At 71.3% G+C, this 23,069-nt stretch carries 18 protein-coding genes; 6 read left to right on the plus strand and 12 right to left on the minus strand.

From position 1 onward, the window contains the following. Nucleotides 1-9 precede the first annotated feature (9 nt). The 3 genes from ACQEU1_RS06165 to ACQEU1_RS06175 are packed head-to-tail and all read left to right on the plus strand — an operon-like array spanning nucleotide 10 to nucleotide 4,218. Nucleotides 10-2,835 (plus strand): adenylate/guanylate cyclase domain-containing protein, encoded by a 2,826-nt coding sequence (locus ACQEU1_RS06165; protein ID WP_433197132.1) that lies wholly within the window; start codon nucleotides 10-12, stop codon nucleotides 2,833-2,835. Next, nucleotides 2,832-3,644, plus strand: coding sequence for a S8 family peptidase (locus ACQEU1_RS06170; protein ID WP_433197134.1), 813 nt, complete (start codon nucleotides 2,832-2,834; stop codon nucleotides 3,642-3,644). Before ACQEU1_RS06165 ends, ACQEU1_RS06170 begins: the two co-directional genes overlap by 4 nt. A 10-nt stretch (nucleotides 3,645-3,654) precedes the next feature. Beyond that, nucleotides 3,655-4,218 carry a GAF domain-containing protein gene (locus ACQEU1_RS06175; protein ID WP_433197136.1) on the plus strand — a complete coding sequence of 188 codons (564 nt, stop codon included), beginning with the start codon at nucleotides 3,655-3,657 and terminating at the stop codon, nucleotides 4,216-4,218. Here the strand turns inward: ACQEU1_RS06175 and ACQEU1_RS06180 are convergent. The 9 genes from ACQEU1_RS06180 to ACQEU1_RS06220 all read right to left on the minus strand — a co-directional run bounded on the left by ACQEU1_RS06180 (nucleotide 4,187) and on the right by ACQEU1_RS06220 (nucleotide 16,775). Then, on the minus strand, nucleotides 4,187-6,001 hold the full coding sequence (locus tag ACQEU1_RS06180) for a BTAD domain-containing putative transcriptional regulator (RefSeq protein WP_433197138.1): 1,815 nt from the start codon (nucleotides 5,999-6,001) through the stop codon (nucleotides 4,187-4,189). The genes ACQEU1_RS06175 and ACQEU1_RS06180 overlap by 32 nt on opposite strands. Nucleotides 6,002-6,126: 125 nt before the next feature. Further along, nucleotides 6,127-9,462 (minus strand): BTAD domain-containing putative transcriptional regulator, encoded by a 3,336-nt coding sequence (locus tag ACQEU1_RS06185; protein WP_433197140.1) that lies wholly within the window; start codon nucleotides 9,460-9,462, stop codon nucleotides 6,127-6,129. A gap of 154 nt (nucleotides 9,463-9,616) precedes the next feature. Further along, nucleotides 9,617-10,111, minus strand: coding sequence for a cupin domain-containing protein (locus ACQEU1_RS06190; protein ID WP_433197142.1), 495 nt, complete (start codon nucleotides 10,109-10,111; stop codon nucleotides 9,617-9,619). A 36-nt stretch (nucleotides 10,112-10,147) separates the two neighbouring features. After that, complete coding sequence (cysK, locus tag ACQEU1_RS06195; protein ID WP_433197144.1) at nucleotides 10,148-11,095, minus strand: cysteine synthase A; 948 nt, start codon at nucleotides 11,093-11,095, stop codon at nucleotides 10,148-10,150. A 26-nt stretch (nucleotides 11,096-11,121) separates the two neighbouring features. Beyond that, complete coding sequence (gene epsC / locus ACQEU1_RS06200; RefSeq protein WP_433197146.1) at nucleotides 11,122-11,757, minus strand: serine O-acetyltransferase EpsC; 636 nt, start codon at nucleotides 11,755-11,757, stop codon at nucleotides 11,122-11,124. Next, entirely contained in the window at nucleotides 11,754-12,656 is a 903-nt protein-coding gene (locus tag ACQEU1_RS06205; protein ID WP_433197148.1) for a DMT family transporter, read from the minus strand. Before ACQEU1_RS06205 ends, epsC begins: the two co-directional genes overlap by 4 nt. Before the next feature lie 337 nt (nucleotides 12,657-12,993). Continuing rightward, nucleotides 12,994-14,298 (minus strand): alkaline phosphatase, encoded by a 1,305-nt coding sequence (phoA, locus tag ACQEU1_RS06210; protein ID WP_433211349.1) that lies wholly within the window; start codon nucleotides 14,296-14,298, stop codon nucleotides 12,994-12,996. A 499-nt stretch (nucleotides 14,299-14,797) separates the two neighbouring features. Then, complete coding sequence (locus ACQEU1_RS06215) at nucleotides 14,798-15,460, minus strand: potassium channel family protein (RefSeq protein WP_433197151.1); 663 nt, start codon at nucleotides 15,458-15,460, stop codon at nucleotides 14,798-14,800. Continuing rightward, nucleotides 15,450-16,775 carry a TrkH family potassium uptake protein gene (locus tag ACQEU1_RS06220; RefSeq protein ID WP_433197153.1) on the minus strand — a complete coding sequence of 442 codons (1,326 nt, stop codon included), beginning with the start codon at nucleotides 16,773-16,775 and terminating at the stop codon, nucleotides 15,450-15,452. The genes ACQEU1_RS06215 and ACQEU1_RS06220 overlap by 11 nt, the downstream gene beginning before the upstream one ends. Nucleotides 16,776-16,865: 90 nt before the next feature. Here ACQEU1_RS06220 and ACQEU1_RS06225 point away from each other — a divergent pair, with 90 nt between their 5' ends. The 3 genes from ACQEU1_RS06225 (at nucleotide 16,866) to ACQEU1_RS06235 (ending at nucleotide 19,272) form a co-directional block, all read left to right on the plus strand. Continuing rightward, nucleotides 16,866-17,774 (plus strand): DUF6891 domain-containing protein, encoded by a 909-nt coding sequence (locus ACQEU1_RS06225; RefSeq protein ID WP_433197155.1) that lies wholly within the window; start codon nucleotides 16,866-16,868, stop codon nucleotides 17,772-17,774. An 84-nt stretch (nucleotides 17,775-17,858) separates the two neighbouring features. After that, entirely contained in the window at nucleotides 17,859-18,800 is a 942-nt protein-coding gene (locus ACQEU1_RS06230) for a hypothetical protein (RefSeq protein ID WP_433197157.1), read from the plus strand. 61 nt (nucleotides 18,801-18,861) lie between these two features. After that, entirely contained in the window at nucleotides 18,862-19,272 is a 411-nt protein-coding gene (locus ACQEU1_RS06235) for a Calx-beta domain-containing protein (RefSeq protein WP_433197159.1), read from the plus strand. Here ACQEU1_RS06235 and ACQEU1_RS06240 read toward each other — a convergent pair. The 3 genes from ACQEU1_RS06240 to cmtR all read right to left on the minus strand — a co-directional run bounded on the left by ACQEU1_RS06240 (nucleotide 19,250) and on the right by cmtR (nucleotide 23,035). Next, entirely contained in the window at nucleotides 19,250-22,033 is a 2,784-nt protein-coding gene (locus ACQEU1_RS06240) for a BTAD domain-containing putative transcriptional regulator (RefSeq protein WP_433197161.1), read from the minus strand. The two genes, ACQEU1_RS06235 and ACQEU1_RS06240, sit on opposite strands and share 23 nt — an antisense overlap. 65 nt (nucleotides 22,034-22,098) lie before the next feature. After that, nucleotides 22,099-22,725 carry a cation transporter gene (locus ACQEU1_RS06245; RefSeq protein WP_433197163.1) on the minus strand — a complete coding sequence of 209 codons (627 nt, stop codon included), beginning with the start codon at nucleotides 22,723-22,725 and terminating at the stop codon, nucleotides 22,099-22,101. Beyond that, a complete protein-coding gene (gene cmtR, locus ACQEU1_RS06250) occupies nucleotides 22,718-23,035 on the minus strand; it encodes a Cd(II)/Pb(II)-sensing metalloregulatory transcriptional regulator CmtR (protein WP_433197165.1) in 318 nt (105 codons plus the stop codon). Before cmtR ends, ACQEU1_RS06245 begins: the two co-directional genes overlap by 8 nt. Nucleotides 23,036-23,069 lie beyond the last annotated feature (34 nt).

Raw genomic sequence — 23,069 nt, forward strand, 5'->3', positions numbered from 1 at the left:
GGGGATGTCGTGGAACAACGCAAACTCGTGACGGTCCTGTTCTGCGACCTGGTCGGCTCCACCGAGCTGTCCGGCATCCTGGAGCCGGAGCTGCTGCGGTCGATCGTGCTGCGCTACTTCGACACCGCGCGCGAACGGATCGAGGGCCACGGCGGCACGGTCGAGAAGTTCATCGGTGACGCCGTGATGGCCGTCTTCGGCGTGCCGGTGGTGCACGAGGACGACGCGCGGCGCGGCACCGCGGCCGCGCTGGACATCATCGCGGGCCTCGACGAGCTCAACGCCGACCTGGAGGAGAGCTTCGGCTGCCGCCTGGCCGTGCGGATCGGCGTCAACACCGGCGAGGTCGTCGCCACGTCCGCGGTGGGCGCCAACGAGAACCTGGTCGCGGGCGAGGTCGTCAACGTCGCCGCACGCCTGGAGCAGAACGCGGGCCCCGGCCAGGTGCTGATCGGACCGGTCACGCGCGAGCTGCTCGGCTCCGCGGCGGACGTCGAGGAGGTCGGCGCGCTGGCGTTGAAGGGAAAGCGCGACCCGGTCACCGCCTACCGCGTGCACGCCGTGCAGACCCACGCCGACCGCACGCTGCCGTCGGACGTGCCGTTCGTCGGGAGGACGGCCGAGCTCGGGCTGCTCGCCGACCGCTGGGCCGAGGTGCTCGACGGGCGCGGACAGCACCTGACGATCAGCGGCGAGGCGGGCATCGGCAAGACGCGGCTGATCCAGGAGTGGTTGCCCGCCAACGCCTTCGTGGGTGCCGGGCGCTGCCACCCGTACCGCGACCAGGCGAGCCTCGCGCCGCTCGCACAGGCCGTGCAGGGGATCCTGGACGCGGCGGAGGCCGGCGACGGCCCGCTCCAGGCCGCGCAAGGCAGCGTCGCCCCGGCGGCGATCGGCGACAACCCACACCAACCGACCAGCCCTGCCCTCCAGACCCTGCGTTCCGGCCTGCTCCGCGACGGCACCCCCGGCCACTCCGCCGACGCCACCTTCCACGCCGTCGCCACCGTCCTCTCGGGCCTCGCCACCACCCGCCCGGTCGCGCTGGTCGTCGACGACCTCCAGTGGGCGGACCGCACCCTCCTCGACGGCGTCACCACCCTCGCGGAAGCCCTCAAGACCTCCCGCGTCCTGCTGCTCTGCGCCGGCCGGGGCCTGACCGACGCGGCCGTCACCCTGCACGTCACCCCTCTCACCCCGGACGAGTCGGCTCGCCTGGCCGCCGAGCTCGTCCCCGTGCAGGCGCACGGCCCCACGGTCCTCGACCGCGTGATCGACCGCGCCGAAGGCAACCCGCTCTACCTCGAACAGCTCGTCGGCATGCTCGAGGACGGCGCCGACCCCGACACCCTCCCGGTCACGGTGACGGCGGTGCTGGCCGCCCGCATCGACGCCCTGGACGCGCCGGACCGGGTCGTGCTGGACGCGGCCGCGGTGGTGGGCAGGCAGTTCGCCGCGAAGAAGGCCGTCAAGCTCGCCGAGTCGGACGCCTCGGTGAGCGAGCTGATGCGGCGCGGCCTGGTCGAACCCGTCGCCGCCCTCGACTACCGGTTCCACAGCGGACTGCTCCGCGACGTCACGTACAACGGCATCAGCAAGCGCAGGCGGGCCGACTGGCACGAGCAGCTCGCCTCGCAGGACGCCACCGGTCACCACCTCGAACAGGCCTACCTGCACCGGCACGGCCTCGGCATGCGCGACGCCCACACGAGCGACCTGCGCTGCCAGGCCGCCGAGGTGCTCACGAACGCCGCCCGCACCGCGCTCGACCGCGCCGACCTGTCCTGGGCCGAGAACCTCGGCGGCCGCGCGCTGTCCCTCACCAAGGCGGACGACCCGTGGTGGGCGGCGGCCGCGCAGGTGGTGGCCGAGACGAAGATCGCCACCGGCGACCCCGCCACCGAGCTCCTCCAGGCCATCATCGACACCGGCGACGCGCAGGCCGTGGCCCACGCCCGGCTCCAGCTCCCGGCGTCACCGAAAGAGCGCGCCGAGACGGCACGACAGGTCTTCGAGACGTTCGAAAGCGCCGGCGACCACCTGGGTCAGGCGCGCTGCCTCATCCGGATCGCCCAGGAACAGCAGCTGCGAGGCGCCCACGCGGACGCCGGACAACTCCTGACCAGGGCGCTGCACCACGCCGAGGCCGCACCGGAGCAGGCGGTGGCGCTCGGCGCGCTGGGCATCTCGCTGTGGCACGGCCCGGTCCCGGCCGCCGAAGCCGCCCGCCGGTGCCGCGCCCTGCTCGCCGAGCACGACCACGACGTCGTCGCCCTCACCCTCAACTACCCGCTGGCCAACCTCCTTGCTCTGCAAGGCGAAGACGTGGAGGCAGGACAACGCCTGCGGACAGCCGAGAGGTTCGCCAGAGAACTCGGCTACGCGGAAGCGGCGATCGTCGGCCCCCTCTTCGCCGCCGGCGTGGAAGCCCTCGCCGGACGCCTCACCTCCGCCGAACGCCTGCTGCGCGAGACCCTCAGCCGAGCCGCCGGCATCCCGGACCTGGTCGCCACCGCGCAACGGGAACTGGCCAGAGTCCTGCTGAGCCAGGGGAAACCCGCCGAGTTCACCCCGGCCGGCGACCTGGCCACCCCGGAGGCCGCCGACCAGCTGGGCATCCAGGCCCTCATCACCGGGAACCCGGAACTGGCGGGAGAAGCGGTGGCGCTGGCGATGACCACCGAGTCACCGCTCACCCAGGCCGTCGCGCACCTCGACCTCGCGACGGTCAGCGGTGACGAACAAGCAGCACAACGGGCCGAGGAGTTGTTCCGCGGCAAGGGACATGTCGTGGGCGAGCGCCGAGCCGCCCGACTCAGGAAGGCGGTGCGGTGACCCGCACACTCAGCTGGGGCCTGCGCAACCAGGGCCCCGACGACATCGGCGTCGACGCCATCGCGCTGGACCAGGTCACCCCCGAGTGGGCCTACGGCGGCTCGACCGGCGCCGGTGTCCGGGTCTGCGTCGTCGACAGCGGGGTCGACGGCGAGCACCCGCTGATCGGCCCCGTCACGAGCTCGCACGAGGTGGTCAAGGGCGAGAACGGCCCGGAGGTGCGCCCGGCCGAGCACCACGACACGTGCGGCCACGGCACGGCGTGCGCCGGGATCATCCGGCAGATGGCCCCGGACTGCGAGCTGCACAGCGTCCGGGTGCTCGGCGAGCGGTTCTCCGGCAGCGGCGACTTCCTGCTCACCGGCCTGAAATGGGCTGTGGAGCAGGGTTTCGACGTCATCAACATGAGCCTGTCGACCACCCGCACGAAGTTCGCGCAGGACCTGCACGAACTGGCCGACGAGGCGTACTTCCGGCGTTCGGCGATCGTCGCGTCCGCCCACAACACGCCCGTGGTGAGCTTCCCGTGGCGGTTCTGCTCGGTGCTGTCGGTCGGCAGCCACCAGGAGTCCGACCCGGATCTCTACCTGTACAACCCGGCGCCACCGGTGGAGTTCTTCGCCATGGGCCGGGACGTGGTGGTCGCGTGGCCCGGCGGCGGCACCGCCCGCACGACCGGCAACAGCTTCGCGACGCCCCGGATCGCCGGGCTGGCGGCGTTGATCCTCGCCAAGCACCCCGGCCTGACGATCTTCCAGCTCAAGACCGTGCTGTACCTGGCCGCGGCGAACGTCCGCACCGAGAAATGAGGTTCTGGCCGTGACACTCGACGTCTCAGCGGCACCCGGCGGCACCCGCGCGCTGCTCCAGTCGATCGTGGAGGTCGCGAGGGCGATCTTCGGCGCGGCGGCGAGCTCGGTGTTCCTGCTCGACGACGCCGCGGGCGAGCTCGTCTTCGAGGCCGTCGCCGGTGAGGGGCAGGACTTCCTGGTCGGCACGCGCATTCCCGCCAACCGGGGCATCGCGGGCTGGGTCGTGAGCTCGGGGCAGGCGATGATCGTGGACGACCTGCGGGACAACAACACGTTCGCCCGCGACATCGCCGAGTCCACCCGGTACGTGCCGAACGCCCTGATGGCGGCGCCGTTGCTGGCCGACGGGCAGGTGCTCGGCGTGCTCCAGGTGCTGGACCCCGCTGAGCAGAGCCGCTCGGACCTCGGCGACCTCGACCTGCTGGCGCTGTTCGCCAACCAGGCCGCGACGGCGTTGCGCGTCGCGAAGGGGTGCGCGCGCTGCGGGCCGGACACCGACCCGCTCGCGAGCATCGACCCCGACGAGCTGGTCGACGTCTTCAGGGACTTCCTGCGGCATCGAAATGGATGAGGTTCGGACGCGGGAACGGCACCACCGCCGCTTCCCGCTCCACCACCTCCCGCAGCAGCCAGTAGGTCGCGGCGGGCATCTCGTAGCTGGCCTCGCAGGCGACGACCTCGGCGTCCGGCGCGGTCAGGACGTTGGCCTCCAGCAACGACTCCAGCAGCAGGTCCTCCGAAGTGGACAGTCCGGTCAGCGCGGCGGCGACCAGCCCGTGCCCGAACGGCGGCGGGGGCAGCTCGGCGATCCGCCGGCACGCGGCCCGGTGCTGCTCGGAAAGCCCGCGGTACCACCGGGTCAGCCGGTCGCGCAGGGTCAGGCCGCCCACCGCCAGTTCGTCGAGCACCCGGCGCTGGTCGGTGAGCCGGTCCGCGAACTCGGCCAGCGTGAGGTGCCGCAACGCCGCGAGCTTGGCCGCCGCGATCCGGATGGCGAGCGGCGAGCGTTCGCAGCCGTCGAGGATCCGGCGCACGGCGTCGCGGTCGGCGAGCACCCGGCCGGACCCGACGACCCGGCCGAGCAGCTCGCGGCTCTCCGCGTCCCCCAACGGCCCGAGCTGCACCCGCAGCACCGACTCCAGGCCGCTCAGCCAGGTGCTGCCGGCCACGATCACCGCGCTCGAACCGGATCCCGGCAACGCCGCGCGCACCACGTCCTCGTGGGCCGCGTTGTCCAGCACGATCAGCAGCCTGCGGCGGGCGATCCAGCGCCGCCACCGGCCGAGCGGCTGCGGTCCCGCGTCCTGGCCGGACAGGTCGAGCAGCTCGGCGAGCACCCTGTCGGCCGGTTTCGCGGTGCCGTCACCGTCCGCGAGGTCGACCAGCACCTGGCCGTCCGGGTACGCGTCCCGCAGCAGGTGCGCGACGTGCACGGCGAACGCGGTCTTGCCGCTGCCGACGGGCCCGGACACCAGCACGACGTCGAGCCCGTGCGGGCTGGTGAGGTGAGCGAGCACCTGCCCGGTCTCGGCCCGCCGTCCCACGAAGTCCGGTACGTCGCGCGGCAGCTGGTTGCCGGGCGTCTGGCCGCCGGCGCTCCGCGCGGGGGTGGCCGCGCCGTCGAGCAGCTGCCGGTAGACGGCCGTCAGCTCTGGTCCAGGGTCGACGCCGAGCTCGTCGGCCAGCGTCCGGCGCACGTGTTCGTAGTGCGCCAACGCCTCCCGCACCCGGCCGGCCGCGGCGAGCGACCGGATCCACGCGGCACCGAGGCGTTCGCGCAGGGCGTGCGGCCGGACGTGCTCGCCCAGCCGGTCGAGTGCCTGCTGGTGGTCGCCCGCCGCCACCGCGAGCTCCGCCCAGTCCTCCAGCACGACGAGGAACAGCTCCTGTCTTCGCCCCAGCTCGACGGCGAGGCTCGGTTCGTCGGCGAACTCCGCCAGCGGCGGCTGCCACAACGCGATCGCCTGCCCGAGCAGGTCCATCGCCGCCTCGGTGTCCGCGCCGCGCAGCAGCTGCCTGCCCTGCCGGGCGAGCGCCTCGAACCGCAGCAGGTCGCACTCCCCCGGCCCGAGGCTCAGCCGGTAGCCGTTGCCCGCGTGGCACAGCCGGTCGCCGAAGACCCGGCGCAGCTTGGAGACGTAGACCTGGAGGTTCTTCACCGCCGTGCGGGGCGGCGAGTCACCCCACAGCGCGTCGAGCAGGTCCTTCACCGACACCACGCAGTTCGCCCGGCACACCAGGTGCGCGAGCAGCAGCCGCTGCTTCGGGCCGCCGATGTCCGCGAGTCTGCCGTCGTGCAGGACGGTGAACACGTCGAACGTCCTGCACTCGACGGAACCCGGTGAATGAATCACGTCGTCGTCCCTTCTTCCCGGTCGAGGATCACGGGACGGGATTGGGACGACGTTGGACCCGGATTGGGGCGGCCCCGGAGCAGGTCGGTCAGCGAGGCTTCCCGCGTCGTGAAAGCGCTTTCAGATCAGCCTGGCGAGCGGGCGCTCCACACCAGTTCGGCGAGCCGCGCCTCCGACCGCTTCCGCCACGTCTCGCACCCCATGTCGGCGTTGTGCCGCATGCCCTTTCCCAGCAGCCGCAACGCCAGGTCGACCTCACCGGCCGTCGCCGCGACCTCCCCGAGGAAGTGGTCGATCGACCCCCAGCAGAGGATCGCGGACCCGGTCGTGACGCTGCGCCCGGAGTACCGCATCAGCCTGTCCAGCGCCCACCGGCAGGACGCGGCGTCACCGCACAACGCCCAGGTGTAGGCCCGCAGCACCATCAGCATGAGCCACAACCAGTCCTTCGGCGGCTCTGGCAGCACTCCGGCCGGCGGGCAGTTCCGCCGCGCCGCCTCGACGTCGCCCTGCAACGCCTGCATCAACCCGAGGTGCTCGGCGCTCACCGGGCTGCCCGGCACGTTGCGGCTCGCCAGCACCCGCCTGGCGTCGGCGAACCTGCCCTCGTCGATCAGCCACGACATGAGCTGCGCGACGATCGCCGGCTCGGAGCCCCACACCGTCTGCCGGTGCAGCTCGAACACCTGCTCCGACAACCGCACCGCGGCCTTGGTGTCACCGGACAGTCCCGCGCGCATCGCCGTCCACCACCGCAGGTGCACGTCGACCTCGGGCAGCTGCATGAGCTGGTTGGCCTCCGCGCACGCGTCGATGTCGGCCTGCGCGGCCCGCATGTCGCCCGCCTCCAGGAACGTCAGCGCCCGGCGCAGCTTCACCCGCGGTACCCAGTCCGCGCCGATCTCGGGCAGCGCGGCCAGTTCCACCTGCTCCTCGACGATCCGGTGGCGTTCCTCGAGCGTGTCCGCGTGCCGGATAGCCTGGTGCCGCAGGTGCAACGCGCGCATCAGCAACACGGGATCACCGAGGCGGCGGGCCATCGCCACGGCGGTCGCCGACGGCTGGTCGGCCTCGTCCACGTCGGGCCCGGTCTCGAAGTACCGCTCGGTCGCGATCGCGGCGAGCGACAGGCACCGCAACGGCGAGTCCTCCTGCGGCAGTTGACGAACCGCCTCCAGCAACGCGTCCAGCACCGTGTGCTCGACGACCCGGTAGTCGCGCATCGACCAGAACGACTCGGTGCTGTAGGTGGTGGCGGCGAGGGCGAGCGCCTCGGGATCGCCCAGTCGTCCGGCGACGCTGATGGCCCGCCGCAGCACCGCCGACGCCTGTTGTTGCAGTCCCGCACGGCAACTCGTGCGACCCAGCCGCACCAGCACCTCGAACAACCGGCGCGTTTCGTCGGTGGTGCGGGGAGCCGCGTACCGGTCGACCACGTCCACGACCGACGCCAGCACGGTCGCCGCGTGCTGGTAGGCGTGCACGCGTTCGGCCCGGTCCGCTGCCGCCCGACCGGCCTCGATCGCCTCCTCCGCGTGCCCGACCGACGCCGCCTCCAGCCAGTGGAACGCGACGACGTCCAGCGCGTCATCCCCTTGCGCCCGCTGGGAAAGCACCCGCGCGATGGTGGCGTGCCAGTGCGCCGACCGCAGCTGCGACACCGACGAACGCACGGTGTCGCGCACCAGCGCGTGGCTGAACCGGTAGTGCCCCGGTGTCGCGCCTTCGGTCACCAGGCCCCAGCTCAGCGCCGCGTCGAGGACGTCCAGCAACGGCGCGGCGGACATCCCGGCGACGTCCGCCAGCACGTCGGCGCGGAACTCCTCGCCGATCATCGCCGCCGCCACCAGCACCACGCCCGCCTCGCCCGGCAGGCTGCGCAGGCGGTGCTGGATCAGGTCGCGCGTGCCGTGCGGCAACACCTCAGCCAACGAGCCGGGCGCCACCTTGGGCAGCAACCTCGCGAGCTCCACGACGTGAAAGGGGTTTCCGCCGGACCGCTGGTAGACCACCCGCGCCGCGTCCGGCTGCCCGCCGTCCGGCCAGTCCGCGAGCACCTCGTCCACCTCGGCCTCGGTCAGCCGCCGCAACGGCCAGCGCGTCGCCCAGCGTCCGGTGAGCTGCGCGAGCAGTCCCGCGACCGGCTCGGTCAGGTCCGCGCCGTCGCGGCTGGCCGCGAGCAGCAGCAACGGCAGCTCGGGCAGCATGGTCGTCAGAACCCGCAGCACCACGACGGAATCCGGGTCGGCCCAGTGCAGGTCGTCCAGGATCAGCAACGTCGGGCGGCGGCGCACGGCCTCCGCGACCACCTCGGCGATCGCGCCGTGCAGTCCGCTCTCGCGCGGCAACGCCGTCGATCCGGTGTCGAGCAACGCGCCGAGCCCCACCCGGTCCGCCAAGGCGCGCAACGGTTCGTCGCCTTCCAGCACCGCGCGCAGCACCGACACCCACGGCCAGAACGCCGGTGCGCCCTCGCTGTCCGGGCAGCGCCCCAGCACCACGGTGAAGCCGAGCCCGCGTCCCATCGCGGCCGCCGCCTCGGCCACCCGCGTCTTGCCGATCCCCGGTTCACCGGTGACCAGGAACAGTTGCCCCTGCCCGGTTTCCGCCACCGCGAACGCCTGCCGGAGCGACCGCAGCACGTCCCCGCGCCCCGGCAGCACCTCCGGCGTCACCACCCGCACGGGGGTGCGGACGAGGTCGAGGGTGGTGTCCTGGTTGAGGATCGCCTGCTCCAGATGCCGCAGCGCCGCCCTCGGTTCGATGCCGAGCTCCGACACCAGCGACCGGCGCGCGTCCCGCAGCGCCGTCAGCGCGTCGGCCTGCCGCCCGCTGCGGTAGAGCGCGAGGGCCAGCATCTCCCAGCGGCGTTCCCGCAACGGTTCCGCGGCCACCAGCAGCCGCAACGCCACCGCAGCCTTCGCCGGCTGCCCGACCGCGAGCTCGGCGTCCGCGTGGTCCTCCTGGGCCGCGAGCCGCAGCTCCTCCAGCTCGGCCGCGGCCGTCGCGGCGAACGACTCCCCGGCGAACTCGCCGAACGCCGGGCCCTGCCACAGCTTCAGCGCGATCTCGAGGTCGGTGAGCGCGTCGGCCGCACGTCCCTGCGCCCGTGCGGCGGCAGCGGAACCGACCAGCGCGCGGAACCGCACGGCGTCGAGCTCGTCCGGCGAGACCAGCAGCCGGTAGCCCTCGGGAGACGTGGCCAGCACGGTCTCCGCGGCGCGGGGTGCGCGGTTCGGTTCCAGTGCCCTGCGCAGGTTCGCGACGTACGCGCGCAACGTGCCCACCGCCGTGGCGGGCGCGGAAACTCCCCAGACGGCGTCGATCAGCCGGTGCACCGCGACCGCCGATCCGGGCTCGACCAGCAACGCCGCCAGCACCCGTCGCTGCTTCGGGCCGCCGAGGTCGATGCCCCGGCCGTCCTGGTACGCCCCGACCGCCCCGAGCACCGTCCACCACATGATCACAACATTAATCTTGTGAACCGGCCGGAACACTGCGCCAAAAGATGCTCTCTCACAGCGAATTCACCCGCCCTGCGGCCATTTGCCGTCTCAATTCGGCACAGCGCGCCCGTCTCTGTCCACTGTGGACGGAGACGGGCGCGCTCACCTTTTAGTGCCGGCCCCAGTTGGGGACGTCGTACCCGTTCATCGTGACCTCGAACTGGTCGTACTTCGCCATCAGCGCCAGGAGCTCGTCCTCGTTGGGCTTGTTGCCGTCCGCGTACATCTCGGCGAGGCCGCGGAAGTACTCCTCGCGGTTGAGCGCGGGCGTGAAGATGATCAGCATCGTCGCCTGGTCCTTGTACGGGTTGTGGAACCCGTGCGAGACGCCCATCGGCACGTTGACGTAGGTGCCGGGAGGCGCGGCGAACGACTTGCCGTCGAGGTGCAGCTCCACCATGCCGTGCAGCACGTAGAACGCTTCGAGCTGCTCGTTGTGCACGTGCGGCGAGGCACCGGGGGCGCCGGGGGCCATCCGGTGCTCGTACAGGCCGAGGCGCCCGTCCGTCTCGCTGCCCCTCGCCTTGAAGGTGGTGTGGGTGGTCGTGCCGATCTGCACCGACTCGCCTTCGCCGGGAAGCAGGATGTTGGACACTTGCGTCATGTCTGTCACTCCTAGTTGATGACGTGCTTCTCGGCGTCAGTTGTCTTCTTCTTGGGTGAACCACGAGAGGTACCGCTCCCCGGTGTCGGGGAAGACGGTCACGAAGTTCTTGCCGGCGTGCTCCGGGCGTCCGGCCAGCACGCGGGAGGCGTGCGCGGCCGCGCCGGAGGAGACGCCGACGAGCAGCCCCGCCGTGCGGGCCAGTTCGCGGGCGGTGCTGTAGGCGTCCTCGTTCGACACGGTCAGCACCTCGTCGATCAGGTCGACGTCGGTGGTCGGCGCGACGAACCCGCCGTTGAGGCCGGGGATGCGGTGCAGGCCGCCCCAGCCCTGGCTGAGCACCGGTGAGCCCTCCGGTTCCACCGCGACCACGCGGATCGCGGGGTTGCGCTCCTTGAGGAACTTCGCGGTGCCGCTGAGCGTGCCGCCGGTGCCGACACCGCAGACGAAGACGTCGATCTCGCCGTCGGTGTCGTTCCAGATCTCGGGGCCGGTGGTGGCGTAGTGCGCGGCCACGTTGTCGGGGTTCTCGTGCTGGCAGGCGAACCACGAGCCGGGCCGTTCGCGGGAGATCTCCTCGGCCTTGGCGATCGCCGCCACGTAGCCTTCCTGGTACGGGGTCAGCACGATCTCCGCGCCGAACGCCCGCAGCAGCTGGATGCGTTCGCTGGTCGCGCTGTCGGGCAGCACGATCACGCACTTGTACCCGCGGGCGGCGGCGATCGAGGCCAGCGAGATGCCGGTGTTGCCGGACGTGGCCTCGACGATCGTGCCCGATCCCCTGGTGAGCTGGCCGCGTTCCTCCGCCCCGTTGACCATGTAGAGGGCGGCGCGGTCCTTCACGCTCGACAGGGGGTTCGCCATCTCCAGCTTGGCGTGCAACCGCGCCGTGGTGACGCCGAGGTCGAGCCGGACGATCGGGGTACCGCCGATGAGGTCTTCGAGTGACTGGGCGAGAGGTCGTCCGGTGAGCTGTCGGGTCATCGCAGGGTCTCCGATTCAGTTGGATGTCACCAGGTCGGGAAAACCGCTCCCTTGTGCCTCGGGGTGGTGGTGACGGGGTGGCGCACCCTGGCCGCCTTCACCACGCCGCGCGTCGACTTGAGCGCGGGCACGGAGAACGGGGCCAGCACCCGCGAGTCGGCGGGGACGTCGCGGATGACGAGGGCCTGGGCGCCCACCACGGAGTCGTGGCCGACGGTGATCGGGCCGAGCAACGTCGCGTTGGCCCCGATCACCACCCGGTCGCCCAGCTTGGGGTGCCGGCGCGACCCCTCCGGCCGCTGGTTGTCGTGCCACCACCCGACGGCGCCGAGGGTGACCTGGTGGAAGATCGTGACGTCGTCGCCGATGACCACGGTCTCGCCGATCACGACGCCCGCGCCGTGGTCGATGAAGAACCCGCGCCCGATCGTCGCGCCGGGGTGGATCTCGATGCCGCCGGTCAGCAACCGGGCGAGCACCATCACCAGCCGGGCGGCGCGCCGGTGCCCGCGCAGGTGCAGGCGGTGCGACAGGCGGTGTCCCCAGATCGCGATGACCGTCGGGTGCAGCAACGCCTCGCTGCGGGAGAGGATCGACGGGTCGCGGTCCATGACCATGTCCAGGTCGGCGTGGATCGTCCTGCGCACCGCCGCCGGGTTCACCGCACCGCTCCCGTGGTCTCCTTGCGCAGCTGCCCCAGCCGGTTCTCCGCGTACGCCACGCCGACCAGCACCACGAGACCGCCCGCGATGAGGTTCCAGGTGATGTGCTCACCGAGGAAGATCACGCTGACGAGCACCGCGAACACCGGCACCACGTAGTTGACCGCGGAGGCCGTGGTCGCCCCGACGTCACCGATGAGCCGGAAGTAGAGCACGTAGGCCAGCCCGGTGCTGAGGATGCCGAGCAGCACGATGCTGAGCGTCACCGGCCCGGTGAAGTCCGGCGTGCGCCAGTCGAGGAACGGCGTGACGACCGCCTGCAGCACCGCCGCCGACACGAGCTGCGAGGCCGCGAGTGCCAACGGCGCCAACCCCAGCGGCGACAGGTACTTGCGGACGTACACGAACCCGATCGCGTAGCTGATGGCCGCGCCGAAGCACGCCAGCCGCCCGCTGAGCGAGCCGAGCGACTCGTGCCACGGCCCGATCAGCAGCACCACGCCGATGAAGCCGAGCACCAGCCCGACCGCCTTGCGCGAGGTGGCCCGCTCGGACGGCAGCGCGGCCGTGGCGAGTCCCAGCGTGAGCAGCGGGGTCGCGCCGATCAGCACGCCCGCGATGCCCGCGCCGGTCGTCTTCTCGCCGTAGGACAGCAGGAGGAACGGGATGACGTTGCCGAACAGGCCGGCGGCCGCGATGTGGCCCCAGATCTGGGCGGATCTGGGCAGCGCGACCTTGCGCAGCGCCGCGATCGAGAGCAGCACCGCCGCGCCGAGGATGAGTCTGCTGAGAACGAGTTGCCCCGGTGTCAGGCCTTCGAGGGACACCTTGATGAAGGTGAAGCTGCTTCCCCACAGCAGCGCCAGCAGCAGGAAGCGCGCGACGGATGCCTTGTCCATTGCTTCTCGATTCGGATCATCTGTCAGTAGTCGTTTGGATACTTCAGCAGAGGGTCCTCGGGGCGTGGTGGAGCGCGCGGCACGGTTGCCCGCAGGCACGGCCGTCGGCTCCAGTCCGTGCGGCAACGACTGCCCCACATGCGGTTTCCCACCTCCGCCAAAGGCCGGAACCGCTGCGACCGCGAGGTCCGCAAGCCGCCGATCCTGCTGGAGTTACGTGGCTCCTCCTCCCTTTTGTCCGCTACCGTCCGTTGCCGCCGGCACCACCAGACCCGGTGACGCGAAAGGGCCCGTGTTCCGGAGAACACGGGCCCTTTCGGCAGTATTCGGTGCGACGTTAGCGCAGCGACAGAGCGCGGCTGATGGTGTGGAACAGGTCGGTCTGGTCGGTCACGCCGACGACGTTCGCCGCCTGCGGCCCGTAGCCCGCGATGCGCACCTGCGTACCGGTGTGCTCCTGGGACGCGCCGGGGGTGTTGGTGGCGTAGTTGATGGTCATCTCGGCGTTGTCGTGCGTGATCAGCGTGGCGGTCTGGCCGGGGCTCGCCGTGCCGTTCGGGATGATCTGGCTGGTGTGGCCGTGGTCGGCCGTCACGACGACGAGCGTGTCCTGGTGGCTGCGCGCGTACGCGAGGCCTGCGGCGATCGCGTCGTCGAACCCGACGGTCTCACCGATCTGGCCGCACGGGTTGGCGGCGTGGTCCTGCTTGTCGATGCTCGCGCCCTCGACCTGCAGGAAGAAGCCCTTGTCCCGCTTGTTCGAGTGGTCGAGCAGGTCCAGCGCCTTGCGCGTCATGTCGACGAGCTTGGGCGCGGCACCGGGCAGTGCGGGGTTCGGCGTGCACTTCGCCGCCGGGGTGCCGCCGACCTTCGCGGCCGGGCCCGCCCACTGGACCTCCATGTTGCCGTCGGCGAACAGGCCGAGCACCGGCTTGTCCTTCTTCACCGACTTGAGCGCCGCGGCGTCCGTGGCGAGCTGGTACCCGGCGGCCTTCGCCTGGTCCAGCACGGTCTTGTCCTTGAACTGCCCGGCCTTGACCTTCTGGTTGAAGTACTTCGCGCCACCGCCCAGCAGCACGTCCGGACGGGTCTGCACGAGCTGCTCGGCGATCGAGCCGGCGCCGCCGTTCTCCTTGGCGTTCACCGCGCACTTCGCCGTCGTCTCGTCAGGACCCTTGCAGTCCCGGTTGACGACGTGCGACCCGAGCACGGCGGGCGTCGCGTCCTGCACCTCGGCGGTGGTGACGTCACCGGTGCGGTAGCCCTGGCGCTTGGCCAGCTCCAGCAGCGTCGGCACCGAGTTCCCGTACGCGTCTACGGAGATCGCGCCGTTGTAGGTCTTCGTGCCGGTCGCCCAGCCCGTGCCGGACGCGGCCGAGTCGGTCACGTAGTCCGGTTTGGACGGATCGTTCTGCGTCACGGCGTACGTCGTGTACGCGCCGGTGAGCGGGAACGTGTCCATGTTCAGTCTGCCCGCGGCACCGCGCGAGTAGTTGCGGGCACTCGTGATCTCCGAGTCGCCCATGCCGTCCCCGATGAAGAGGATGACGTTGCGCGCCTTGCCACCCTGGATGGCCTGGCGCACCTCCTGCGTGCGGTCGCCGGAGGACGCGCTGCGCTTCGACGCGTCGTCCTGCGCCATGGCGGACGGCGCGACCGCGGCGACGACGATCCCGAGGGCCGCCAGGGCCGTCCAGCCCTTCCGATTCAACACTCCCACTCCGAACACCTCCACAAGCACGACAGCGGGACGCCGAAGTACCTCACTTCCGCGTGTGCCTCACGAGTCGCGCAGGTGTGCGCCGACCTGCCGGGAGGTGAACAAGGCGACCAGACGTACTACTCAGATCGGCCTTCCGGCGGACCTTCCGGCCGCAAACCGGCGAGGCGGGCGACAGCGGCAAACCCGTCATCCGTCCCAGGCCAATGCGCACGAACCGCCGCAATCCCCGCACGACGGACAACGCCGCGCAGCACGGCGGTCAGCAACCGCACCGCCTCGCGCGGCAGTCCGCCGCACGACGAGCAACGCGACCACGAGGACCAGCCACGTGACGAGGACGGCGATGCCGGCCCCGATCAGCAGGTCCCACCAGGACGAACCGGTCACGTGAGCCGGGCCTCCACCGCGGCCGAGCCCGTCACTCCTTGTCCGCGAGCCGTTCCACGTCCGTCACCTTGCCCGCGATGATCAGCACGTCCCCGCGTTCGATCACGGTCTCGGCCGTGGCGTAGGTGAAGCCCTCCCCCGGCCGCTTCACCCCGACCACCGTCACGCCGTACTTCCCGCGAAGCTTGCTCTGCCCGAGCGGCTTGCCGATCGCCTCGTGCGGCGGCAGCGCCTTCATCATCGCGTAGTCGTCCTCGAACTCGATGTAGTCCAGCATCTTGCCGGTGACGACGTGCGCGACCCGTTCCCCCATCTCGTGTTCGGGCAGCACGACGTGGTGCGCGCCGATGCGTTCGAGGATCCGGCCGTGCTCGCGGCTGATCGCCTTGGCCCAGATGTTGGGGATCTCGAAGTCGACCAGCACGGCGGTGGTCAGGATCGACGCCTCCAGGTCGGTGCCGATGCCGACGACCGCGCGCTGGAACTCGTCCACGCCGAGCTGCCGCATGACCTCGGCGTCGGTGGTGTCGGCGACGACGGCGTGCGTGACGTCGTCGGCGTGCCGCTGCACGAGCTTCGGGTCCGAGTCGATCGCCATGACCTCGACGCCCTGCGCGACGAGTTCGAGCGCGAGCGAGCTGCCGAAGCGGCCCAGTCCGAGCACGACGACGCGGGACGACTGCTTATCCGACAATGGGTCGCTCCTCGGGTAGTTCGTAGCGCCGGCGGCGTTCCCGCAACGCCAGGGCCGACACCAGGGTGATCGGCCCGACCCTGCCGATGAACATCAGCACGATGATGACCAGCTGTCCCGTCACGGACAGCTGCGGGGTGATCCCGGCGGACATGCCGACGCCGCCGAACGCCGCCGTGGTCTCGTAGAGCACGTCGTCGAGGCTGAACGTGCTGGTGGCGAGCATGATCATGGTCCCGGCCATGACCACGCCGACGCCGAGCAGCGCGACCGTGACGGCCTGGCGCTGCACCTCCGCGCTGATCCGGCGGCCCATGACGTGCACGGTGGGTTCGGCGCGGACCTCGGCCAGCAGCACGAACGCCAGCAGCGCGAACGTCGTCACCTTGATGCCACCGGTCGTGCTCGCGCTCCCACCGCCGATGAACATCGCGATGTCGTTCACCAGCATCGTGGCGGGTTGCAGCTGGGCGACGTCGACGGTGTTGAACCCGGCCGTCCCCGGCATGACGCCGTGGAACAGCCCGATCAGCAGCTTCTCCCAGAAGCCGTACGGCCCGAGCGTGCCGGCGCGGCCCCACTCGACGACGAGCACGGTCAGCGTGCCGAACGCCATCAGCCCCAGGTAGACCGGCACGGTGATCTTCGTGTGCAGCGACCACCGCTTGCGGTGCCGGCGCAGGAACTCGAACAGCACCGGGAACCCCAGCCCGCCGGTCACCGAGAGCGCCATGATCGGGAAGCACACCCACGGGTCGGTCGCGTACCTCATGAAGCTGTCCGGGTAGAGCGCGAGGCCGACGCTGTTGAACGCCGAGATCGAGTGGAACACGCCCGAGTACAGCGCGCTGCCGAACGACTCGCCGTAGCCGAGCCAGAACCGCAGCATGAGCAGCACGGCGCCGATCGCCTCGACCACCAGGCTGACCACGACCACGCCGAGGACGACCCGGCGGACCTGGCCGAGGTTCAGCGTGTTGGTCTCGGTCTTGGCGGTGAGCTGCATCTGCAGGCCGAGCCGGTGCGACACCAGCAACGCCAGCAGCGACGCGAGCGTCATGATGCCGAAGCCGCCGACCTGCCACAGCACCAGCAGCACGACCTCGCCGAACACCGACCAGTGCGACCCGGTGTCGACCACCGCCAGGCCGGTGCCGGAGACGCCGGACACCGCGGTGAACAGCGCCGTCATGAACCCGGTCGTCTCACCGGTCTCGGCGGCCAGTGGCAGCATCAGCAGCGCCGTGCCGGCCGCGGTGGCCGCCAGGAAGGCGAGGACGACGAGGCGGGCGGGGTGCCGCCACCCGGTGATCACCGCGACAGCCTAGATCGTCCATCCGGGACATGTCGGACGGCCGGTCATGTCACGGACATCGGCCCCCAGCCCCCCGTTTAGAGTCGGCGCATGCTTGCGATCGTCGTGGAGACCGAGAACTGGGAGCGGCACGTCCGCCCGTCCGCCGCGGACCTCGCCGACCTGGTCCGGCGCGTCGGCGGCGAGGGCGACCGGTTCCTGGTGCTCCAGCGGGTTCCGGACCGGCCGAACGTCTTCGCCCAGATCTGGCACGAGAACGGCGGCCTGTACAGCGTCGAGCACCGCGACGGCGACGGGCAGTTCGAGACGTCGACCCCGGACCTGAACGCGGTGATCACGGCTCTCACCGGCTGGGCGAACGAGGCCGCGGGCTGGGACTCCGCGCTCGTCTGGGCACCGCTGGAGCTGCCGGCCGCCCCCGAGGTCCCGCCGCTCGACCTCGCCGACGACGAACTCCGGCAACTCGAAGACCGCGTCCGCACCGAGCTGGCCGGCGGCTACACCTCGCGCGTCAAGCTGGCGGAGCTCGCCGAGGAGTACCTGGTCGACGGCGACCGCAGGCCCGTCTCCCCCGAGCAGGCACGCGCGCTCGCCGACCGGCTGTGGGTCGAACGCGTCGAGCAGCAAAGCGTCTGGCAGGGCGAGACCGACCCGGAACGGATCACCCGCGCGTTCGCCGCCCTCGACAGCGACGGCGTCACCGCCCGCGAGAACTTCACCTGCTGCCGCACCTGCGGTCAGGACGAGATCGGTGACGAGGCCGCGCCGGGCGCACGCGGGTTCGTCTACTTCCACAACCAGTGCACCGAACACGCCGCCAAGGGCCACGGCCTGACGTTGCTCTACGGCGGTTTCGACGGCACGGCCGAGACGACGACGGCGATCGGTGACGAGGTCGTCGCGGCGCTGCGGGCCGTGGGCCTGAACGCCGAGTGGGACCGCGACCCCAACCGCACCATCACCGTGCCGCTCGACTGGCGCCGCCGCCTCGTCGGCTGACAACCCGGACAACAGCGCGACAACCTCGCCACAACAGCACGCCGGTACTCCTTCGGTCGTAGGACCACAACCGAGGAGGACATGGTGAAAGCCAAACTGGCAATGGTGCTGGCGGGGCTGCTCGCGATCGCCACGCTCATCGCGCCGGCCGCGAGCGCCACGCCGTACCAGCGCGACGTCTTCGTGCGCGACAACGTGAGCGACGTCGGCAACGAGCCCAGCACCGGCAGCATCTACTACAGCCCGGACATCAAGGTGTGCCACACGCCGGTGCCGTGCGCCGTGTCCCAGAACCCGATCGTGGGCGTCAACAACTACGTCTTCGTGAACTTGAGACGCAAGGCGGGCGCCATCGGCAACATCGACGGCGCCCTGTACCTGTACCGCAGCAACCTGGGCGGCGGCACGGCGTGGCCGGGTGGCTGGACCTTCATCGGCGTCAGCGGGGCGAGCGTGCCGGTGGCCGGCACCACCGTGATGATCACCTGGAACGGCGCGAACGTCCCCGGCCCCGCGCACTTCTGCCTGCTCGCCCGGTGGGTGTCGAACGCCGACCCGATGACGTTCGCCGAGGGCCCCAACACGCAGCTCAACGCCCAGCGGAACAACAACATCGCGTGGCGCAACGTCGACTCGGTGCGGGTGCGGCCGTTCGAGCCGGTCAAGGTGCCGTACACGATCGGCAACCCTGACCGCGCCGACGCCCGGCAGGCGTTGCTGATCGAGGCGCCCCGGCCGTTCGCGGGCACGGTGACGTTCGACCTCGGCCAGGAGCTGACCGCGCGCTGGAAGGCCGCCGGTGGCCGGGCCGCCGGTGTGAAGCAGGTCGGCGAGACGCAGTTCCAGCTCGCCGACACCAAGGCCCGCTTCGACGGCATCGTGCTCAAGGGTGAGGAGCGCGTGGAGACCGCGCTGACGTTCGCGACCGACCGCGAGGCCGGTCCGGCGGAGCTGCACGTGCGTCAGCTCGACGCCCAGGGCGCGGACCTCGGCGGCGCCCAGTACCTGATCAACGAGAAGGACTGAGTATCAACCCCGGTGGGTCCGTCTCCGTTACTCGGAGACGGACCCACCGAAAGGGTTGTCAATGAAGACCATCATGGTGTTGTTGCTGCTTCTGCTCGGGATCGTGCCCGCGCACGGAGCAGCGGACTGCCAACCGCCGGACTGCCCGGTCGTCGTGGACGCGATCGACGGACCGGTGCACGAGTCGGCGGATTCGTACACGGCGACGCTGAAGCTGCGCAACGGTCCGGCCAAGCAGGACGTCGAGGTCGGGTACCGGTTCGTCGACGGCACGGCGAAGCTGGGTGAGGACTACTCGGCGGCGCCGCGCGGCACGGTCGTCATCAAGGCGGGCGCGAGCCAGGGCGGCGTGCCGTACAAGGTGATCCGGGTGACGGGTCAGGAGAAGAAGTTCACGCTGGAGATCACGTCGGTGAAGCAGGGCCAGATCGGCAAGCGGGTCGCCGTGTTCACGATCGGCGGCAAGAGGTGAACAGCCTGACGGCCTGAGCCCAGTGCTCGGCGGCTCTGGTCCACCGCCCGTTCCGGCCCTCCAGGTCGGCGAACGTGCGGTGGACCAGGGCCTGTTCGAACTCGTCAGGGGCCTGGGTCCGGGCGTGCAGCGCCTCGGTGAGGTGCTCGCGGGCCGCTTCCCGCCGGCCCAGCGCCAGTTCGGCTTCCGCCAGGTCGCGCAACGTCGAGGCCTCCCGGTGACCGTCGCCGAGGTCGCGGCAGACTTCGAGCGCCCGGGTGAGGTTCTCCCGTGCCGCTCCGGGATCTTTCAGGGCCAGCTGGGTGACGCCGAGGCCGGTCAGGGCGTCGGCCTCGAAACGGCGGTCGGCGATCTCGCGGCTGATCTTCAGGGCGTCGCCGAAGTAGAGCAGCGCCGGGGCGAGGTCGGCGAGCCGGTGGAAGGCGTCGCCGAGCGTCATCAGCGTGGCCGCCTCGAGACGCCTGTTCTCCTTGGCGCGGAACGTGTCCAGCGCCTTGAACAGCGGCGCGGCGGCCTGGTCCGGCCTGCCCATCCTGACGTAGGTGTAGCCGAGGTTGCGACGGGCGAGCGCGACGCCCACCTCGTCGCCCGCGGCGCCGTGCACGTCCATGGCGGCCTGGTAGGACTTCAGCGCCTCGCCGAACGCGCGGAGTCCCGAGTGGGCGTTGCCGATGTTGTTGTGCAGCCTGGCTTCCCCGCGTAGGTCGCCGGTCTCCCTGGCCAGCCGGAGCGCCTGCCGTTGCACGATCATGGCTTCGGCGGTGCGGGACGTCATCTGCAGCGCGATCCCCTGTCCGCGCAGCATTTCAGCCTCCGCGCGCTGGTCGCCGAGAGCGCGGGCGGCGTCGACGGCGTGCTCGCACTGCTCGACGCGGGCCGCCCAGTTGCCGCGCGCCTCGAAGTAGCTCGTCAGCAGGTAGGCGAGCTGCCAGGTCTCGCGGTGCAGGTTCTCCCTGGCCGCCAGCCGGATGACGGGCAGGAGGTTGTCGCGTTCGGCGTCGAGGTAGGCGAGCACCTCGGCGCGGTCGTCGCCGAACGGCAGGTCGTCGCACGGCCGGCGGCTCACGAGGTCGTGCCGGGGGTTGAGCACCTGGCCCGCCGCGTGGGCGATGGTCAGGTACCGGTCGAGCAGGCGCGCCACGCCGTCGCCGAGGTCGCCGCTCTGCCGCGCGAACAACCGGATGAGGTCGTGCAGCGCGTACCGGCCGGTGCCCGTCTCGCTGACGAGGTGGGACGCGACGAGCTCGTCCAGGCCCGGCCCGAGCGCGTCGGCGAGGTCCGCGGGGAAGCTCGCGCCGGGGTGTTCGCCGAGGACGCGGAACAGCGTCGCGGCCTGCGGGCTGAGCGTGCGGTGCGCGCTGGCGAACACGGTGCGGACCGTGCGGTCGTCGCCGTCGACCGACAGCACGTCCAGCGGGTCGTTGCGGGTGAGCTCGCGAACGAGGTCGGCGATCCTGCGGCCGGGCCTGATCGCCAGCCGGGCGGCGGCGATGCGCAACGCGAGCGGTAGCCGTCCACAGTGGACGGCGAGGTCGGCGGTGGCGGCGGCCTCGGCGTCGGTCCGCGCCTCGCCGAGGATTCCGGTCAGCAGGTCGCGCGACTCCTCCCGGCTGAGCAGGCCGAGGCTCACGGTGTGCACGGCGTGCCGCGTGCCCAGCGCCGACAGCGCGTCCCGGCTCGTGATCAGCAGCAGGTTGCCCTGGTCACCGGGAACGAGCGGCAGCACGTCCCGCGCGCGGCGGACGTCGTCGAGCAGGATCAGGATTCTCTTGCCGTGCAACAACGTCCTGTACAGCGGCGCGGGGTCGGCCGGCATCCGGTCCGCGGGGACGCCGAGGCTGTGCAGCATCTCCGTCAACGCCTGGGCGGGCGTGAGCCGTTGCAGGTCCAGGAACACCTGGCCGTCGGGGAACCGGTCGGCGACGCGCCGCGCCCACTCGACCGCGAAGGCCGTCTTGCCGACGCCCGCGACCCCGGAGACGACGACGATCGGCGGCAGGCTCTCCAGTTCCTTCAGCTCGGCCTCGCGCCCGGTGAAGTGCCCGGCGCGGGCGGGCAGCTGGGCGGGTTTCGCGCTGTGCAGCAACGGATCGCGCCGCAGGATCGCGGTGTGCAGGGCACTGATCTCCGGTCCGGGGTCGGCGCCGAGCTCGTCCGCGAGCCGCTGCCTGAGCCTGCGGAACACCTCCAGCGCGTCCGCGTGCCTGCCGTCGTGGTGCAACGCCCGCATCAGCAGCCCGGCCAGCCGTTCGCGGGTGGGGTGGCCGGCCACCAGCCGTTCGAGCTCCTCGATCGCGTCGCGCTGTTCCAGCCGCTCGCCCCAGAACGTCTCCAGCGCCGTGATCCGCTGCTCCCGCAACCGATCGATCTCCGCGCGCCCCCACCCGAACAGCTCCGTGTCGGCCAGCGGCTCCCCGCGCCACAGGCTCAGGTCCCTGGTGCGGTCGAACGCCGCCGCGTCCACGTCCGCGTCGAGCTGGTACCCGCCCGGCTTGGTCATGAGCGCGCCGGGCATCCCGCAGTCCGCAAGCGCCTGCCGCACCCGTGCGACATGACTGTGCAACGACCGCACGGCCGTGCGCGGCGGATCGTCCCCCCACAACACGTCCACCAGGCGGTTTATCGCGACCGGCGACCCGGCGTTGAGCGCGAGCACCGCGACGATGCTGCGCTGCCGCGCCCCGGTGAGCACCGCGGTCCCCTGCGGCCCGCGCACCTCTACTGGCCCGAGAATCCGCACCTCACCGTCAGTTCGCCGCACATCGCGTTACGTTAGCCCGCGGCTTTCGCTGGTCGTAGCGCTGAACGTGGGACGAAACCGGCAATTCAGCAGCAGTGGTGCCCCTTCCAGGCCTCGCGCCCCTCCTTGACCGCCACCGCGGCGATCACGAGCGCCGCCAACGGATCCGCCCACCACCACCCGAACAGGCTGTTCACCACCAACCCGACGAGCAGCACCGCGGACAGGTAGGTGCACAACAACGTCTGCTTCGAGTCCGCCACCGCGCTGGCCGACCCCAGCTCCCGCCCGGCCTTGCGTTGCGCGTACGACAACCACGGCATGATCAGCAACGACGTGGCCGCCAGCACGATCCCGACCGTCGAGTGCTCGGCCCGTTCCATCTGCACCAGTGCGGTTATCGACTCCACGCCCACGTACGCCGCGAGCGCGAAGAACGACACGGCGATCACCTTGAGCGCGGTCCGTTCCCGCTGCTCCGGATCGCGCCCGGCGAACTGCCACGCCACCGCCGTCGCCGAGGCCACCTCGATCACCGAGTCGAGCCCGAACCCGATCAGCGCCGTGGACCCCGCCACCGTCCCCGCCGCCAGCGCGATGACCGCCTCGACGACGTTGTAGGTGATCGTCGCGGCCACGAACATCCGCACCCGGCGCTGAAGAACGAGCTTTCGCTCGCTGACAGGCGCGGGCGCGCAGCAGGCGTCACTCATCGGCGCAGTCCGGTCCGGGCTCGACGGCGAGCACGACGTCCACGAGCGCGCTGATCGCCACCTTCAGATGCGGATCAGCGAGCTCGTACCGGACCTGACGACCCTGGTAGGTCGCGACCACGAGACCGCAGCCCCGCAGGCACGACAGGTGGTTGGACACGTTGGACCTGGTCAACTCCAACGACTCGGCGAGCCTGGCCGGATAGCCGGGGCCGTCGAGCAGAGCGATGAGGATGCGGCACCGGGTCGGATCGGCCAACGCACGGCCGAGCCTCGCCAGCGCCGCCTCCCGAGTCTCACAGGTCAGCATGCGTCGAACAGTACAGCCTTGGCTGAACTGTTTC

The sequence above is a fragment of the Lentzea sp. CA-135723 genome, from assembly GCF_050936595.1.
Lineage (GTDB): Bacteria > Actinomycetota > Actinomycetes > Mycobacteriales > Pseudonocardiaceae > Lentzea.

Excerpts from the sequence above, each read along its gene's own strand:
- ACQEU1_RS06185 (WP_433197140.1), bottom strand. The coding sequence starts at position 9,462 with ATGTGGTGGACGGTGCTCGGGGCGGTCGGGGCGTACCAGGACGGCCGG.
- ACQEU1_RS06190 (WP_433197142.1), bottom strand. The coding sequence starts at position 10,111 with ATGACGCAAGTGTCCAACATCCTGCTTCCCGGCGAAGGCGAGTCGGTG.
- cysK (WP_433197144.1), bottom strand. The coding sequence starts at position 11,095 with ATGACCCGACAGCTCACCGGACGACCTCTCGCCCAGTCACTCGAAGAC.
- ACQEU1_RS06205 (WP_433197148.1), bottom strand. The coding sequence starts at position 12,656 with ATGGACAAGGCATCCGTCGCGCGCTTCCTGCTGCTGGCGCTGCTGTGG.
- phoA (WP_433211349.1), bottom strand. The coding sequence starts at position 14,298 with ATGGCGCAGGACGACGCGTCGAAGCGCAGCGCGTCCTCCGGCGACCGC.
- ACQEU1_RS06225 (WP_433197155.1), top strand. The coding sequence starts at position 16,866 with ATGCTTGCGATCGTCGTGGAGACCGAGAACTGGGAGCGGCACGTCCGC.
- ACQEU1_RS06235 (WP_433197159.1), top strand. The coding sequence starts at position 18,862 with ATGAAGACCATCATGGTGTTGTTGCTGCTTCTGCTCGGGATCGTGCCC.
- ACQEU1_RS06245 (WP_433197163.1), bottom strand. The coding sequence starts at position 22,725 with ATGAGTGACGCCTGCTGCGCGCCCGCGCCTGTCAGCGAGCGAAAGCTC.
- cmtR (WP_433197165.1), bottom strand. The coding sequence starts at position 23,035 with ATGCTGACCTGTGAGACTCGGGAGGCGGCGCTGGCGAGGCTCGGCCGT.